The sequence below is a fragment of the Croceivirga thetidis genome (assembly GCF_012272815.1).
Classification (GTDB): domain Bacteria; phylum Bacteroidota; class Bacteroidia; order Flavobacteriales; family Flavobacteriaceae; genus Croceivirga; species Croceivirga thetidis.
In genome coordinates this window covers 41,712-55,452 of sequence record NZ_JAAWWL010000003.1, presented here as the reverse complement: position 1 = coordinate 55,452, position 13,741 = coordinate 41,712, and the positions used below count along the sequence as shown (strand labels likewise).

The following is a 13,741-nucleotide window of genomic DNA, read 5'->3' as shown; positions in this document are numbered from 1 at the left end:
TACACTAGAAATATGGTCGAGGAGGAATTTTCGGCCTTAAAAGTGAATTCCCTACCTCAAAAATTAGATGAACTTACCAAAGTTCAATCCAAAAACTTCTTTGTTATTCTACGCTACGATAAGTGCTCGTTAAAGAAATCAATGGTCCGACCCCATGCCAGCTCGGCGGCTGGTTTATTGTAACGGGGCGTTGACGTATTATGAAAACCATGGTTAACATCAGGATAGGTAAACGCCAGATAAGCCTTGTCATGTTCCTTTAAAGCCTCCTCATAGGCAGGCCAACCAGCATTGACCCGCTCGTCCAATCCGGCGAATTGAAGCATTAAGGGCGCATTGATTTTATCGATGTCCTCTTTGGGTTGCCCACCATAAAACGGAACGGACGCGGCCAAATCAGGAACTTTAACAGCCATCATATTGGAAATCCATCCACCGAAACAAAAACCGACAACCCCAATCTTACCAGAGCAATCTTCGTGATTTTTAAGGTATTCAAAAGCGGCAATAAAGTCTTCCAGCATTTCACCTCGGTTACGTTTGCGTTGCATGGCCCGACCCTCATCATCATTGCCAGGATAACCGCCCAAGGGACTTAAGGCATCAGGTGCCAAGGTGATAAACCCAGCCAAAGCTGCCCTTCTGGCCGTATCCTCAACATAAGGATTCAAGCCTCGGTTCTCGTGTACCACCACAATACCGCCCAATTTGCCTTTTGCATTTTTGGGTTTGGAAAGCAGCCCTTTGATTTCGCCACCGCCTTTAGGCGAATCGTAGCTGATAAAACCAGAATCCAAATCAGGGTCCTTTGGGTCTACCAAAAGCGTATTCACATAATCGGGCATCATAAAGCTCATCAAAGAAGCAACCGTTATGCCGCCTACAGCATAGGTAGACAGTTTTTCAATAAATTCTCGGCGTTGTAGTTTGTTGTGGGCGTAATCGTCGTAAAGGTCAAAAACCTCTTGGGAGACATCTTCGCGTTTTAATTTTTTCATTTTTATAGGGATTGGTGACTCCCTTAAAAATAAGACATATTCCGCCTTGAAATTGGATTATACTCGAAAAGCTTAGTTGATTTTATAAACCAACAAGCTACTTTTCTTGATGGAATCGGCTACAGCAAACTCAAAAGTCTCCTGATTTAGATATTGCAAGTTGGAGTTACCGATTACTACAGCCTCATCTTCCGTGATACAAAAAGTGAGCGGAACATCTAATTTGGGCGTATGGCTGTCTATTACCTCAACACCAAGAATACTATCTTTTTCATTATTGAGCAGAAGTTTTCTAAAGTTAAAAGAGTTAGCCCCAACGCTGTTTTGAACACCAAACAAATGGCCATTATAAAACTCGAGTCCGTCGATACCCTGCGATATGCCTAGGGTATCTTGTTGGTTTAAAATGGTCTTTGTGGCAATGTCCATAATTCGAACCCCTTTAGGTATACTGGCGATATACAATTTCTTGTCATCGTCTGAAATGGCAATACCGTTGGGAAATTCTATCTCAGGTGATTTATAAAAGAGTTCCAGACTATCGCTGTTCTTTTTAAGGATGTGGATTGAGGAATCTTTCGAATCCGTTAGGTATAAATTTCCCTTACCGTCTTCTATAAGATCATTTAAAAAGTGGTCACGCCCGTCGTTCAGGGCATATTTTCGAATTAATTTTCTGGTCTTTAGGTCAAAAGAAAAAAGGGTACTTAAGGAATCGGCAATGCGGTAATACCCGCCAATGGCATACAATACCTTCTCGGCCTTATCAACATATATACCAGCTCCCGGCATATACCCAAAAGCGTTCTCTTGAATAAAATCGGTTTGGACACCGGTCTTTCTATCGACTTGAACAATTTTGAATTTACCGACACCCGTTAGGTAAAAGGCATCATACTTTTTTGAATAGGCTATACCTTCTGGCACCAAGTCAATTTCATCAATTACATATTCTCTAATAATGGGTGATAGCTCTGGCTTGTTCGATTTTGAAGAACAATTGCTTAACAACGCTATCACCAAAATCATCAGTACGTACCTAAGGAAGTTCATGATAAACCTGGTTTAGTTCAAAGTTGGACACTGTTCTTGGTAATCTTTAATCAAGTCCATTAGACCCGCCTCTGTGTTGGTATATGTATTCTCCTTTACATTCTTTACAATTACCGGACAATCATTTGAAAATGCCTTTTTTGCCGTACGGTTAAAAGACCCCATGTTTCGTATCGCAACCATTTTTCCATTGTCTAAAGTTCTTGGTTCACCTTTTTTTGCAATAAAATAGGCATCATACAGCATAGGGCTTATAGCCTTGTACAAAATGCAGCAGTCACTTTCATTATACTTTACAACCAAGGTCTTATGAATGGGCCTTTTGCCCGTAAAGGCAACAAAATGAACGGTATCTTTATCGAGCATTTTAAATTCGCTGAAGTCTTTCACGATACGCCAGTCTTTTGTTTTTTCTTCAACTGGCTTGGACTCCATAAAGATGATTTCCCTATGGTTAAGTGGATGGATAAAACCGTACCCCTTCACAAGTTCTTTTGTTGTTGAAACAATCTCAATGGGCTTAAATTGATCACTCGATTGTTCATCTTCTAAATAGGCTGTCCCTAATTGGGAATAGGATGAAACAGCCGTTACCAGAAAAAGGAAAACCAATAAGGTATTTCGGTTTATTACTAACATTTTTAATCCGATTTACATGAATCCTAAAGTTAAGGTTTAATTGAAAATGATTTATGCTGCATAGAGCTTATTGACCTTCGGTTGAATAATCCATATGCCAACAAAGTAAAACCACAAGAGAAAGAATTCGCCTGCAAAATCCCCAAAATTCACTTCGCGCTGTAGCTCTGCTGTCTTAATGGTTTTGGCGACAAAGTATAAGGAATAAAAAATGCAAAACATTGATAGAAAGTGGAGCGGCAGCATAATCGAGATTATCCAAAAGCCATTACCAAAACCATTCGTTCCCAAACCAGAAAATAGGCCACCCAAATACATCATTAAAAAAATGATATACAGAAAAGGAATAAAGAAGAAAACTTTAAACTTTTTCACCTTCATTTTTACCTGTGGGGGAATTTTAGGTTGAAGCCCAATCGCGATTGACCAAAACCAACCAAAAAACAGAAGGCTAAAAAAAATCATCAAAACTGGAAACATTAAATCCAATTGAAGGAACCGCTCATTTAAAACTTCTGAAAAACCATTTTCATTAGCAACTGGTTCAGGGTTTAATTTATACCCCCAAATTTGAAACAAAAAGTAAAGCTGGTATAGCAGCGGAATCCCTATCATCAAAACAAATAACTGCCAATGTTTGGCTTTTAAAAACAGTCGAATCATTTTAAGGTTTTGGTTGGAATCTACTTAAATATAAGCTTTTGGCTATGGCCTCATGGCCCAAAGCATATAGTTCTCAATTAATTTAAATTAGGTATAATTGACTAGGTGATAGCCATTATCTATAGCCATTGTTGTAACTCGTTTTTTTTCGCTTATTTGGTGTTCTTTACCTTTTCATAAATATTCATGACAATCTGTGCTAATAACCCAAATGAGAGTAACGAAGCCAATATTATTGACCAAGGATACATTCCTACATCAATAAGTTTTTGTTTATCTGTGAAAAAGAGCCAGATTGGATAGACAGTCACCAATAATGTACAAATCAAAACAAATGTCATACTGAAGATTAAAGGTATCCACATGTAGATTAAAGAAAATATCTTTTTAAATACCTTCTCCACGCCTAGTCAAATTTCCGATTTTCCATTTCTACAAACTTTTGTTTTTATGTTGGCAAAATATCAGTCAATTCGAATTGATTTTGTCCAAAACATCCAACTGGACCAAACTATAGTATTAAGCCATAATATTTCCGATAATAATTATTTTTCCTCTACCTACCCAATATCGGTCAGCCCAATTTTTCTTAATTCCAGAAACCCAGTATTCATCACAGTTTTCAATATCAAAATAGTTATACTAACTTCGTTGTGCATTGGAGTTTTTCAGTGCTTTTCTGTTAAAATAAATAGTCCTTGCAGATTTAGAAAATTCTACCAATCCAATCCATGCTGGTCCGTTACCTTTAAATCCCCTTTTTAATTCAAGTTTCATTGCATTTTAAAATTCATTGTAACGTTTCAGGCTATGATTTCGGCGAGTTCAAAATCGATAGATTTTCAGTCAAAGAAATCAGTCATATTTAAATCGCTATTTCTTTTTCTTTACCCATTATTCTAAGGGAATTATAGCCTTTTTTGTAAGTAGTTTCACTCAAAATCTTTTATCTCAAATAATTGTTCTTTAATATCTTTTAATTTAAAATCTTTGGACTCAAATACTTTTCTCGCCCCACTATATCCATCATAACCAAATACTAAAACTCTTAATCGGGCACTTTTTAAACTTAATAACTGTTCAAGGCTATAACCATTCAAAGAATCAGGCAATTTGTTTAAATTAATTGATAAGGCCCAGCGACCATTTTTTTTAAGTTTAGGAAGTTTAGGTTTGTTTAAATTTAACTTAATGTAAGATGTATTCGAAGGAACAGCTTTATCAAATCCCTTTACTACAAGTTCTAAAATAATATCAACGTCTAACATATCTCTTTTACCACTATTTTTAATTCCTATCCGATATTTGTATTTCTCAGAATTGGGGATTGCAACCTTGCTAATGAATTTTCCAAATGATACTTTTGGAACAATTTTGTGAGTTAATATCCACCAAGCTAATAGAGAAGTTAAAATCCCTAATGGGATACCAATTAAAAGTCCAATAATTTCCATCATATTTATGATTAAGAATACATTTTTCTAGATAATTATAGGTGTCAAAAAATAATGAATTGTTACAAATGTTGATTCATTTTCAATTACTTACAACGGTATAATGTATGAGTAGTAGCGGATTTCTGCTCATAAACCTTTCGGTTTTTCAAAGACTTTTGTTCTATGTTTATTTTTATCACTTAAACCACTATCACTTATACACCTTGTTTGCAAGTCGCTTTTATTACCAAATCACTTCACCAACGAGGTAATTCCTAATTAAAATCCTTACCCTTAATCCACTCGGAACATGAGCAATCGAATATGAATAATTTTTCTCTTGAACTTCTTTCCAATAAGCTCTGGGAATTCCCATTTCATCAACCATTGTTCTTTGGAACGCTCTACTTCCTATTTCTGGAAATAGTGTCAGTTCTTCATTCGCAAAAAAATCATCAATCTCCTCTTCAGTTAATAAATTAATTGGTTGAAACCATACTCTATAAGGTTCTTCAAATTGAGTTTCACTATTTTCAAACTTTGCGTGTCCTTGAGCTAGTTTTTTAATAACACGTTCTATTCTTTCCATCTCGCTTTGAAAGTGTGTTTCTCCGTCTATTGTTTTCCTAGATTTTTCAAGCCTTTCCCGAAGTTTGGGTTTTCTTTTCAGAATTTTTCCAATCTTCTCTTTTTGAATCAATTCAGGGACAGTAGTTCCACAAATAACACATTCAAGTAGACAAGCTAAATACTCTTCATCTAATGAGAATCCTTGATTACATTTTTTACAAGCTTCGACTATGGGAAGGTTCTCAGGATAAGGTTTATCCAATAAAACTTTGGAAGGGACATGTTCCCTTGTTTCTGGTTCATTGAAACAGTAAATACAATGACCATCAAGTCTATTATCACTAAATGGCCTAATCTGTTCCAATTTTCAAATTTTGTTTTCTTAAATGCTCGCCATCACATTAATAAATACAACTCGCACGAAATTTCTCAAGTATATAAAGTATGTTGATTTAAAGGAACTTACCACTTAGATTCGATTAAAACGTTTACAAACATCTACAAACGACCAAAAAGCCTTATCGGTTCGTATTGTATTCTGCTAATCCGCAGATTTATAAATAAACTCTACGATGCGTAAGGGGTTGATAAAGCCAGTGCCATGGGTAAGGTCCCATTCTTTTGAGAGCCCCATTTTTTGGGTTTCGTCAAGGGTTTTACCTTCACTTCGGGCTTCAGTAACCCTATCCCGCAATATCACTAATAAATCGTAATAGGCCCGTAAGTCTTCTTTGGTAGCCACTGGCCCATGCCCTGGTATAATTTTGGTACGGTCATCAATCAACCCTAAGGTCATGGAGACATTGGCAATCAAACCATCGATATCACCTCCTGATTTTAAATCAAGATACGGGTATCGACCCGCAAAAAAGTTATCGCCCATATGAATCACATTTTCTTCTGGAAAATAATAGTAGGTATCACCGTCGGTATGGGCCGGGTTAACGTACATGGCATGCAAACTATTGCCATTGCCCAAATACAATTGCATTTTATCGTTAAAGGTGATGACCGGGTAAGAGGCTTTTGGTTTTTCAGCTTCTACCAACCGCTTTCGCACATTTTCATGGGCAATAATTAGAGCGCCGGCATTGCCAAAATTTTCATTGCCGCCGGTATGGTCGCCATGATGGTGCGTGTTCAACACAAAAGCTATGGGTTTATCGGTCAGGGTCTTTACGTGGGCGACAATTTTTTCGGTCAAGGGCCCAAATTGGTCATCGATGATATAGGCCTCCTTATCCCCAATGGCCAAACCTATGTTACCCCCAGAACCAAAGAGCACATGAATATTTTCAGCTAATTGTTCTGAAGTGATTTCTACTTTACTAAAATCGCGTTGGCCTTGGCATAAAAAGACGGTTGCCAACCCAAGTAGGGTCAATATTTTTTTCATTCTGACTAGTATTTGCTTAAAAATAAAGAATCTTGCCTTCACGAAGTGAGGCGATTCATAAATTGCTCTTTATAGGCACGGCCAATGGGTACCACCACCTCAAGCTCCATAAAGACCTGATTGCCCGATACCCTAGCAATTTTAGAGGTGTTGATGATGTACGATTTGTGCAATTGAATGAACTTTTTAGAATCAAGCACCGCTAACCAATGCTTTAAGGATTCGTTGGAAAGGACCTTCTTATCACCCAATTGTATTTCGGTATAGTCAGAATCTGAATTGATAGATATGATGTCTTCAATATTCACCTTAATAAATTCATGACCCGATTTGACATACAACTCTTTCGTATCAGCTTGAGCTTCATTGCCCCCTAGCGCTGGAACTTTGTTTATGGCCTGTAAAAAACGTTGGAACGAAAAGGGTTTCAGCAAATAATCGATAACATCGAGGTCGTAGCCCTCCAAGGCATATTCTGAAAATGCGGTCGTCAAAATAACATAGGGGCGATTCTTGAGGCTTTTCAAAAACTCAATGCCGCTTATTTTCGGCAAGTGAATATCCAAAAACATCAGGTCTACCTGCTCGGTCTTTAAAAACTCCATAGCCGATAAGCCGTCAGAGAAGACCCCTTTTAACTCCAAGCTACCAGCGTCTTCTATAAACTTTCGAAGAATGCGCTGGGCTGGGGGTTGGTCTTCAACAACGATACATTTGATGCTCATGCTTTTTGTAATTCAAGGCTTAAATTCACTTCGTAAGAACCGGTTTCCTCGTTAATATCCAATTTATGCTTCTTTGGGTAAAGGAGTGCCAATCGTTTTCTAACATTAGCCAGGCCAATGCCTTTGGCCACGGTATCCAAGCCCTCATTTTTTTCAAAGTTGTTACGGCATTGAAACTTTAAGGTGTTCCCTTCCATTTCTAAGTTAATGGAAATTTCAATATCCGATGATTGTCCTGACTGGCTGTGCTTAAATGCATTTTCAATAAAAACAATAAGAATCAAGGGGGCTATTTTATACCCCCGCCCAATGGCTTTGGTGTGAAAATCAACATTGCCACGTTCTTCTATTTGCAGTTTATACAAGCGGATAAAATTGCCGAGTTGTTCCAATTCTTTATCCAAGGGTACCAGTTCTTCTTTGCATTCATAAAGCATGTAGCGTAAGACACCACTAAGCTCCAATATAATCTCAGGGGTCTTGGTAGAACCCTCCAAGGCATACGAATAGAGGTTGTTTAGGTTATTGAACAAAAAATGTGGATTTACCTGCGAGCGCAAAAACTGAAGCTCACTTTCTTGAATAACCGATTGTAAATCGTCTATTTCGAGTTGTTTTTGAAAGGAATCCCAAGCAAATTTACCTCCAGTCAAAACGGCCATTACCGGCAATACTCCGGCAAGACTGGGTAAAATACCTGGAAATCTTTTCGCTCGACTGGAATCGGGGAATAGTGCTGGTTCTAAAACAAGTTCTTCCAACCCTATGAGAATGCCAATGAGCACAACGAGGAGTCCTGCAAATACATAATATTTTTTGGTGTAGAAAAACTTGGGCATCATGTAGTAACTCACAAAAAAGGACGCCAACGCATACATGATAAAGAACCAAATGCGGTCAGGTCGAAATTCTTGTGCATACCAATTGTACACAAAAAATGTCAGCACCAAAGCATGGAACACTAGCTGAAATAAAACTTCTCTTTTCTTGACCAAGGGTTCTCCAAATTATTCAAAATCAAAACTATAGTTAAAGGAGTAGCTTTCAAAAATGGTTCTTGCCAACGACAGTTTTTATTTGACGAACAACATAAGAACAATTAACCAAGCAAGAACTCTCAAGGCCTAGTAGACGTTAGCTATAAATCAGACTCTTCGATAACAAATTTGGCTTTTGCTTCCCATTTACCGGTAGTTCGGAGCTCCCAATCGCTTGATGTATTGAATATATTTTTAGAAGGGGTATTTGGTTTCCAAGTCTTTAAAAGTTGATTTTGAATTGTAAACACCGAAACTGAATCGAAAACCTTATAATAGGGTTCAGTTGGTAAGCCTCCAATATCAGAAATACCTTGTTCTTCAATGAGTTGCGAACTGCCCTGTTCGATGGTTTTAGAATAACTATACTCCTCTAAATTGGAATACCATTGTATTTGAAGGTTTTGGCTTGAAGCGTTTTCAATCGTAACATCTAAATCACCCACTGGGTCACAGCTTTGAAGTAAAATGCAAACACTTATCGCAATGGCATGAATCGCCGTCTTTGTAATAAATTTTCCCATCGTTTTAATGGTAGAACACCTCAATATTGCTAAATCCCTACTTTAAGAAGCAATACTTAACACGCTGTTAACCCAAATCAACTTAAAGAAGCCAAGCTTTTCTCTAAAGTCTCAATCTTTGCCTCAGCGTCAGCAGCTTTTTTTCGTTCGATTTCCACTACTTGCGCCGGAGCGTTGTTTACAAAGCGTTCGTTCGAAAGCTTCTTCTGTACCGATTGTAAAAACCCTTTGGTATAGTCCAACTCTTGGTTGATTTTGGCCTTTTCAGCTTCAACATCGATAGCCCCAGAAATTGGAATAAAATATTCATTACTCTTCACGCGAAAACTCAAGGCACCATCGACATTTTCTTTGGCTGTTTCAATCTCTGAAATATTACCCAGCTTTTTTATAATGGCATCCATACTAGAAACGGTATGTTCCGTACTTAGTTCCAGTAATTGCAATTCATCCTTATTGGGAATATTTTTCTCTTTACGAATGGTTCGTATACCCGAAATCACCTCAGCGGCAAAATCAAATTCGGCAATCAATTTTTTATCGGCCGGTCCGGATTTTGGCCAATCGGCAATGCAAAGGGCATTTTCCACCTTACGTTCAGCGATATGCTGCCATACCTCTTCGGTAAGAAAAGGCATAAACGGATGTAACAACTTTAGGTTTTGCTCAAAAAGTTCAATTACCGACTCCAATGATTTTCTGTCAATAGGTTTTTGATACGCAGGTTTTACGATTTCGAGTAGCCAGGAACAGAAATCATCCCAAATCAATTTGTACATCGCCATCAACGCGTCAGATATGCGATACTTGCTAAAATGGTCTTCAACCTCAGCCAACACTTGATTGAACCGAGCCTTGTACCAATCAATACCAATTTTTGAAGCTTGGGGTTGTTCTAAATCAGCAACTTCCCACCCTTTGACCAATCGAAAGGCATTCCAAATCTTGTTAGCAAAGTTTTTGCCCTGTTGGCATAAGGCTTCATCAAAAAGCAAATCGTTACCCGCAGCCGAACTCAATAGCAATCCCACACGAACCCCATCTGCACCAAACTCCTCAATTAATTTTAAGGCATCAGGAGAATTACCAAGCGATTTCGACATTTTTCGACGTTGTTTATCGCGAACCAGTCCGGTTAAATAAACGTTCTCGTAGGGCCGCTCCCCTCTAAACTCGTAACCAGCGACAATCATTCGCGCCACCCAGAAAAACAGGATGTCGGGTCCGGTTACCAAGTCATTGGTAGGATAGTAATAGTTTACTTCTTCGTTGTCAGGATCTAATATTCCACCAAAAACACTGATAGGCCATAACCATGAAGAGAACCATGTGTCGAGTACATCAGAATCTTGTGTAAGATCTTCTTCCTTTAGATTTGGATTTTGCGATTTGGATTTTGCGATTTCCAGCGCTCGCTCTAACGAATCTGCCACGACAAAATCGTCTTGTCCATCACCGTAGTAATAGGCCGGAATCTGTTGGCCCCACCACAATTGGCGAGAGATGTTCCAATCTCGAATGTTTTCCACCCAATGACGGTAGGTGCTTTTAAACTTTTCTGGAAAAAGCTTTACCTCACCCGTTTCCATAACCGCCTCTAAGGCTGGTTTTGCCAGACCTTCCATTTTCAAAAACCATTGGTCGGAAAGTCGAGGTTCAATAACGGCCTTTGTGCGCTCAGAAGTGCCCACTTTATTGGTGTGCTGTTCCGTTTTTACCATAAAGCCCTTTTCTTCAAGCTCTTTTGAAATTTCTTTGCGTACAACAAAGCGGTCCTTGCCTTGGTAATGCAATCCGTAGGAATTTAAAGTGGCATCTTCGTTAAAGATGTCAACTATTTCAAGATTATGCTTTTCCCCAAGGTTTTTGTCATTTTCGTCATGGGCCGGGGTCACCTTTAAACAACCGGTACCGAATTCGATATCAACATATTCATCTTCTATAATTGGAATAACCCGTCCGCATATTGGTACAATGGCTTTTTTCCCCTTAAGATGACCGTATCTTTCGTCATTGGGGTTGATACAAATAGCAGTATCACCCAAAATGGTTTCAGGTCTTGTGGTTGCTATGGTTACCTTTTCATCAGAACCTTCAATCTGGTAGGCCAAATAATACAAAAGTCCTTGCCGTTCTTCATAAATAACCTCTTCGTCAGAAAGTGTGGTTTTGGCCTCGGGGTCCCAGTTGACCATACGATGCCCCCTGTAAATCAGTCCTTTATTGAATAAATCGACGAAAACTTTGATTACCGAAGCTGACATATCGTCATCCATAGTGAATTTGGTGCGTTTCCAGTCACAGGAAGCACCCAGTTTTCGCAATTGTTTTAAAATAACGCCACCATATTCATCGGTCCAGTCCCAGGCATGCTTTAAGAACTCGTCTCGGGTCAAATCGGCCTTTGAAATGCCCTCTTCCTTCAATTTTGCAACAACCTTGGCCTCTGTAGCTATGGAAGCATGGTCCATACCTGGCACCCAACAAGCATTTTTACCCTCTAAACGCGCCTTACGAATCAATACGTCTTGAATTGTATTGTTCAACATATGGCCCATATGCAACACCCCAGTAACGTTTGGCGGTGGGATTACTATGGTATAGGGTTCCCTATCGTCTGGTTTTGAGGTGAAAAAGTCGTTTTCTTCCCAGTATTGGTACCAACGTTCTTCAACGTTTTTTGGGTCATATTTGGATGGAATCTCCATTAATGGTATAGTTTTTGTCTAGGTGTGTTGGCTTGTTAAATTATGGTGACCAAAGTTAAATTTTAGTGTCATAAGACCAGAAGCCAAGTTCATTTAATACGAAACAAAAATAAGTAACGTTATTACAAGACAAAATAATTTTGGAGGTAGGCCGTCAAGGTCTAAATTTGAAATTGTACTAAACAGAAAAATGATGAAAAAACTTGCACTTTTATTATTTGTTGGCCTTTTTTCTTTTGCAGTAACTGCTCAAGATCAAACGGCACAGATAGAATTTAAGGAAGAGACCATTGATTACGGTAACATTTCCAAAGGAAGTGATGGTGTTCGAATTTTTGAATTTACCAATACAGGGAGCGCACCTTTGGTAATCAGCAACGTAAAGTCTAGCTGTGGTTGTACCATCCCCAAAAAGCCAGATGCACCAATTGCACCAGGTGAGACCGGAGAAATTCAGGTTAAATACGATACCAAAAGGGTTGGTCCGATTCGTAAAACGATTACAGTAACCTCAAACGCGGCAGATGCGCCGACAAAAGTTTTGAAAATTAAGGGAACTGTAATGGAAGACTCTTAATGAGAAAAAAATACAATTAGCAAAAGCCTCGATTTATCGGGGCTTTTTTGTTTTAAAGACATCTTCAACAATAAAACTATAAACTAAGTCTTTGTTGTAACGCTCGATAAGGAGTTTTACCCGTTTGCCGTCGTGTTCATTGATCATTTGAAGAATCTCTTGCAGCTTATAATTGTAGACCCTTTTACCGTTTACTGCCAAAATCACATCGCCTTCTTGCAAACCAGCCCTATCCGCAGGGCTACCAGCCCGAATGGCTGAAACCACAATTTCAGGAACAAGGCTAAGTCGCGTTCTATTTTGCATTAATATCTGTACGTTACCGAATCCACCCTTATCTTTTTGGGTGACAAAACCATTGGAATCGGCAATTCGCTCTGAAATATAGCGCATGCCGTTGTGCTGTAAATCGATACCTGCGAAGTTGTACTGAAATGGAGTTTTGAACAATGAATTTTTTCGAAGCGTTAATTGTCGTTTGGAATAATCAATTATAAAATTGAAACGTTTTAGTATCTCGCCACCAATACTTCCGTTTCGCCCGTCCAATTCAGTTAAGAGTCCAAACGATTCTTTATACGGAAAAGCTGTTTTGGCATCGAATAAGGAAAAACTACCCAATCGAAAACCTTTTAATTTGGAGCGTTTACCGTAAATGTTACCGCTCAAACCCTTCCCCAGAAAGTCTTCATAATAATCTTCGGGTACTTCCAACCCCAATTCCGTGTCATGAAATAACCAGAGGGCGTCACTACTGCCAGTATCCAGTAAAAGACGAACAGGAATATTGTCTTTTTTCTCGGTATCAATTGAGCCGACCACATATGCCTTCTTATCCACTAAGGAAATAGGTACCGTTTCTTGCTTGCCCTTGGTCTTATAAACATAGCTGCTGGGAGGAAATAACTTTAAAGTCTCATTTGCATAATTGACCTCAACAACAAAACTCTTGAACAATTCGTAACCAATAATACCATGAATAGTCATCCCCATTGAGGTGGAAAAATTGATTTCCTTGTCCAAAACAACAAATAAGCGCTGGTCCAAATTGGTAGCATTGCCCAAACGTACCCTGTTATGCTCAGATTTTAATGCTTTAATGGGTTCTCCTTCCCCTAACCCACGTAAGGTTATCTCCGATACTTGGTTTATTTGAACGGAATCTTGATCGGTGAGGTTAAATAGAATGGGGTTGCTCACCCCGGTATCCAAAACAAATTTGAGTTTGGCGCCATTGATTTCAACTGGCACCACCATGAGGTTATTTATCAGCTCAAAACGTACCTTCTCAAATTTTTGTCCTTTTGGCAATACAAATTGCTGTCCAATACAAAATTGAATACTCAAAATCAGCCAAAAAAGAAGTATAGGAAAACGACGTATCATTCTGAAAGAAAATTGATTGACTTCTTTAA

Annotated in this window: 14 protein-coding genes; 1 reads left to right on the top strand and 13 read right to left on the bottom strand. The window is 38.6% G+C overall.

The annotated features are described in order from the left end of the window. Positions 1–113: 113 nt before the first annotated feature. From HCU67_RS15490 to HCU67_RS15440, 12 genes are all read right to left on the bottom strand, one after another. Positions 114–998 (bottom strand): dienelactone hydrolase family protein, encoded by an 885-nt coding sequence (locus tag HCU67_RS15490; protein ID WP_168553581.1) that lies wholly within the window; start codon positions 996–998, stop codon positions 114–116. Between the two features lie 72 nt (positions 999–1,070). Then, on the bottom strand, positions 1,071–2,051 hold the full coding sequence (locus HCU67_RS15485; RefSeq protein WP_168553580.1) for an SMP-30/gluconolactonase/LRE family protein: 981 nt from the start codon (positions 2,049–2,051) through the stop codon (positions 1,071–1,073). A gap of 12 nt (positions 2,052–2,063) precedes the next feature. Next, entirely contained in the window at positions 2,064–2,690 is a 627-nt protein-coding gene (locus tag HCU67_RS15480; RefSeq protein ID WP_168553579.1) for a hypothetical protein, read from the bottom strand. A gap of 51 nt (positions 2,691–2,741) precedes the next feature. Then, positions 2,742–3,353, bottom strand: coding sequence for a hypothetical protein (locus HCU67_RS15475; RefSeq protein WP_168553578.1), 612 nt, complete (start codon positions 3,351–3,353; stop codon positions 2,742–2,744). A 642-nt stretch (positions 3,354–3,995) separates the two neighbouring features. Next, positions 3,996–4,130 carry a hypothetical protein gene (locus HCU67_RS16740; RefSeq protein ID WP_282597832.1) on the bottom strand — a complete coding sequence of 45 codons (135 nt, stop codon included), beginning with the start codon at positions 4,128–4,130 and terminating at the stop codon, positions 3,996–3,998. Between the two features lie 155 nt (positions 4,131–4,285). Next, on the bottom strand, positions 4,286–4,810 hold the full coding sequence (locus tag HCU67_RS15470; RefSeq protein WP_168553577.1) for a hypothetical protein: 525 nt from the start codon (positions 4,808–4,810) through the stop codon (positions 4,286–4,288). A gap of 223 nt (positions 4,811–5,033) precedes the next feature. Further along, positions 5,034–5,723, bottom strand: a complete 690-nt coding sequence (locus HCU67_RS15465; RefSeq protein ID WP_168553576.1) for a BAR domain-containing protein — start codon at positions 5,721–5,723, stop codon at positions 5,034–5,036. Between the two features lie 177 nt (positions 5,724–5,900). Further along, positions 5,901–6,755 (bottom strand): MBL fold metallo-hydrolase, encoded by an 855-nt coding sequence (locus HCU67_RS15460; RefSeq protein ID WP_168553575.1) that lies wholly within the window; start codon positions 6,753–6,755, stop codon positions 5,901–5,903. 38 nt (positions 6,756–6,793) lie between these two features. Further along, positions 6,794–7,480 (bottom strand): LytR/AlgR family response regulator transcription factor, encoded by a 687-nt coding sequence (locus HCU67_RS15455; protein WP_168553574.1) that lies wholly within the window; start codon positions 7,478–7,480, stop codon positions 6,794–6,796. Continuing rightward, positions 7,477–8,475 (bottom strand): sensor histidine kinase, encoded by a 999-nt coding sequence (locus HCU67_RS15450; RefSeq protein WP_168553573.1) that lies wholly within the window; start codon positions 8,473–8,475, stop codon positions 7,477–7,479. Before HCU67_RS15450 ends, HCU67_RS15455 begins: the two co-directional genes overlap by 4 nt. 143 nt (positions 8,476–8,618) lie before the next feature. Beyond that, positions 8,619–9,041, bottom strand: coding sequence for a hypothetical protein (locus HCU67_RS15445; protein ID WP_168553572.1), 423 nt, complete (start codon positions 9,039–9,041; stop codon positions 8,619–8,621). 77 nt (positions 9,042–9,118) lie between these two features. Continuing rightward, complete coding sequence (locus HCU67_RS15440; RefSeq protein WP_168553571.1) at positions 9,119–11,749, bottom strand: valine--tRNA ligase; 2,631 nt, start codon at positions 11,747–11,749, stop codon at positions 9,119–9,121. 193 nt (positions 11,750–11,942) lie between these two features. Between HCU67_RS15440 and HCU67_RS15435 the strand changes: the two genes are divergently transcribed. Continuing rightward, the gene (locus HCU67_RS15435) at positions 11,943–12,326 is read left to right on the top strand and encodes a DUF1573 domain-containing protein (RefSeq protein WP_168553570.1); all 384 of its coding nucleotides are present in this window, start codon (positions 11,943–11,945) and stop codon (positions 12,324–12,326) included. 33 nt (positions 12,327–12,359) lie between these two features. Here the strand turns inward: HCU67_RS15435 and HCU67_RS15430 are convergent, their stop codons facing one another. Then, on the bottom strand, positions 12,360–13,712 hold the full coding sequence (locus HCU67_RS15430) for a PDZ domain-containing protein (protein WP_168553569.1): 1,353 nt from the start codon (positions 13,710–13,712) through the stop codon (positions 12,360–12,362). Positions 13,713–13,741: the final 29 nt, after the last annotated feature.

What these genes read in the sequence shown, in the direction of transcription:
- HCU67_RS15445 (WP_168553572.1), bottom strand. Translation starts at nt 9,041, where the DNA reads ATGGGAAAATTTATTACAAAGACGGCGATTCATGCCATTGCGATAAGT.
- HCU67_RS15480 (WP_168553579.1), bottom strand. Translation starts at nt 2,690, where the DNA reads ATGTTAGTAATAAACCGAAATACCTTATTGGTTTTCCTTTTTCTGGTA.
- HCU67_RS15440 (WP_168553571.1), bottom strand. Translation starts at nt 11,749, where the DNA reads ATGGAGATTCCATCCAAATATGACCCAAAAAACGTTGAAGAACGTTGG.
- HCU67_RS15490 (WP_168553581.1), bottom strand. Translation starts at nt 998, where the DNA reads ATGAAAAAATTAAAACGCGAAGATGTCTCCCAAGAGGTTTTTGACCTT.
- HCU67_RS15470 (WP_168553577.1), bottom strand. Translation starts at nt 4,810, where the DNA reads ATGATGGAAATTATTGGACTTTTAATTGGTATCCCATTAGGGATTTTA.
- HCU67_RS15475 (WP_168553578.1), bottom strand. Translation starts at nt 3,353, where the DNA reads ATGATTCGACTGTTTTTAAAAGCCAAACATTGGCAGTTATTTGTTTTG.
- HCU67_RS15455 (WP_168553574.1), bottom strand. Translation starts at nt 7,480, where the DNA reads ATGAGCATCAAATGTATCGTTGTTGAAGACCAACCCCCAGCCCAGCGC.
- HCU67_RS15430 (WP_168553569.1), bottom strand. Translation starts at nt 13,712, where the DNA reads ATGATACGTCGTTTTCCTATACTTCTTTTTTGGCTGATTTTGAGTATT.
- HCU67_RS15460 (WP_168553575.1), bottom strand. Translation starts at nt 6,755, where the DNA reads ATGAAAAAAATATTGACCCTACTTGGGTTGGCAACCGTCTTTTTATGC.
- HCU67_RS15435 (WP_168553570.1), top strand. Translation starts at nt 11,943, where the DNA reads ATGAAAAAACTTGCACTTTTATTATTTGTTGGCCTTTTTTCTTTTGCA.
- HCU67_RS15485 (WP_168553580.1), bottom strand. Translation starts at nt 2,051, where the DNA reads ATGAACTTCCTTAGGTACGTACTGATGATTTTGGTGATAGCGTTGTTA.
- HCU67_RS16740 (WP_282597832.1), bottom strand. Translation starts at nt 4,130, where the DNA reads ATGAAACTTGAATTAAAAAGGGGATTTAAAGGTAACGGACCAGCATGG.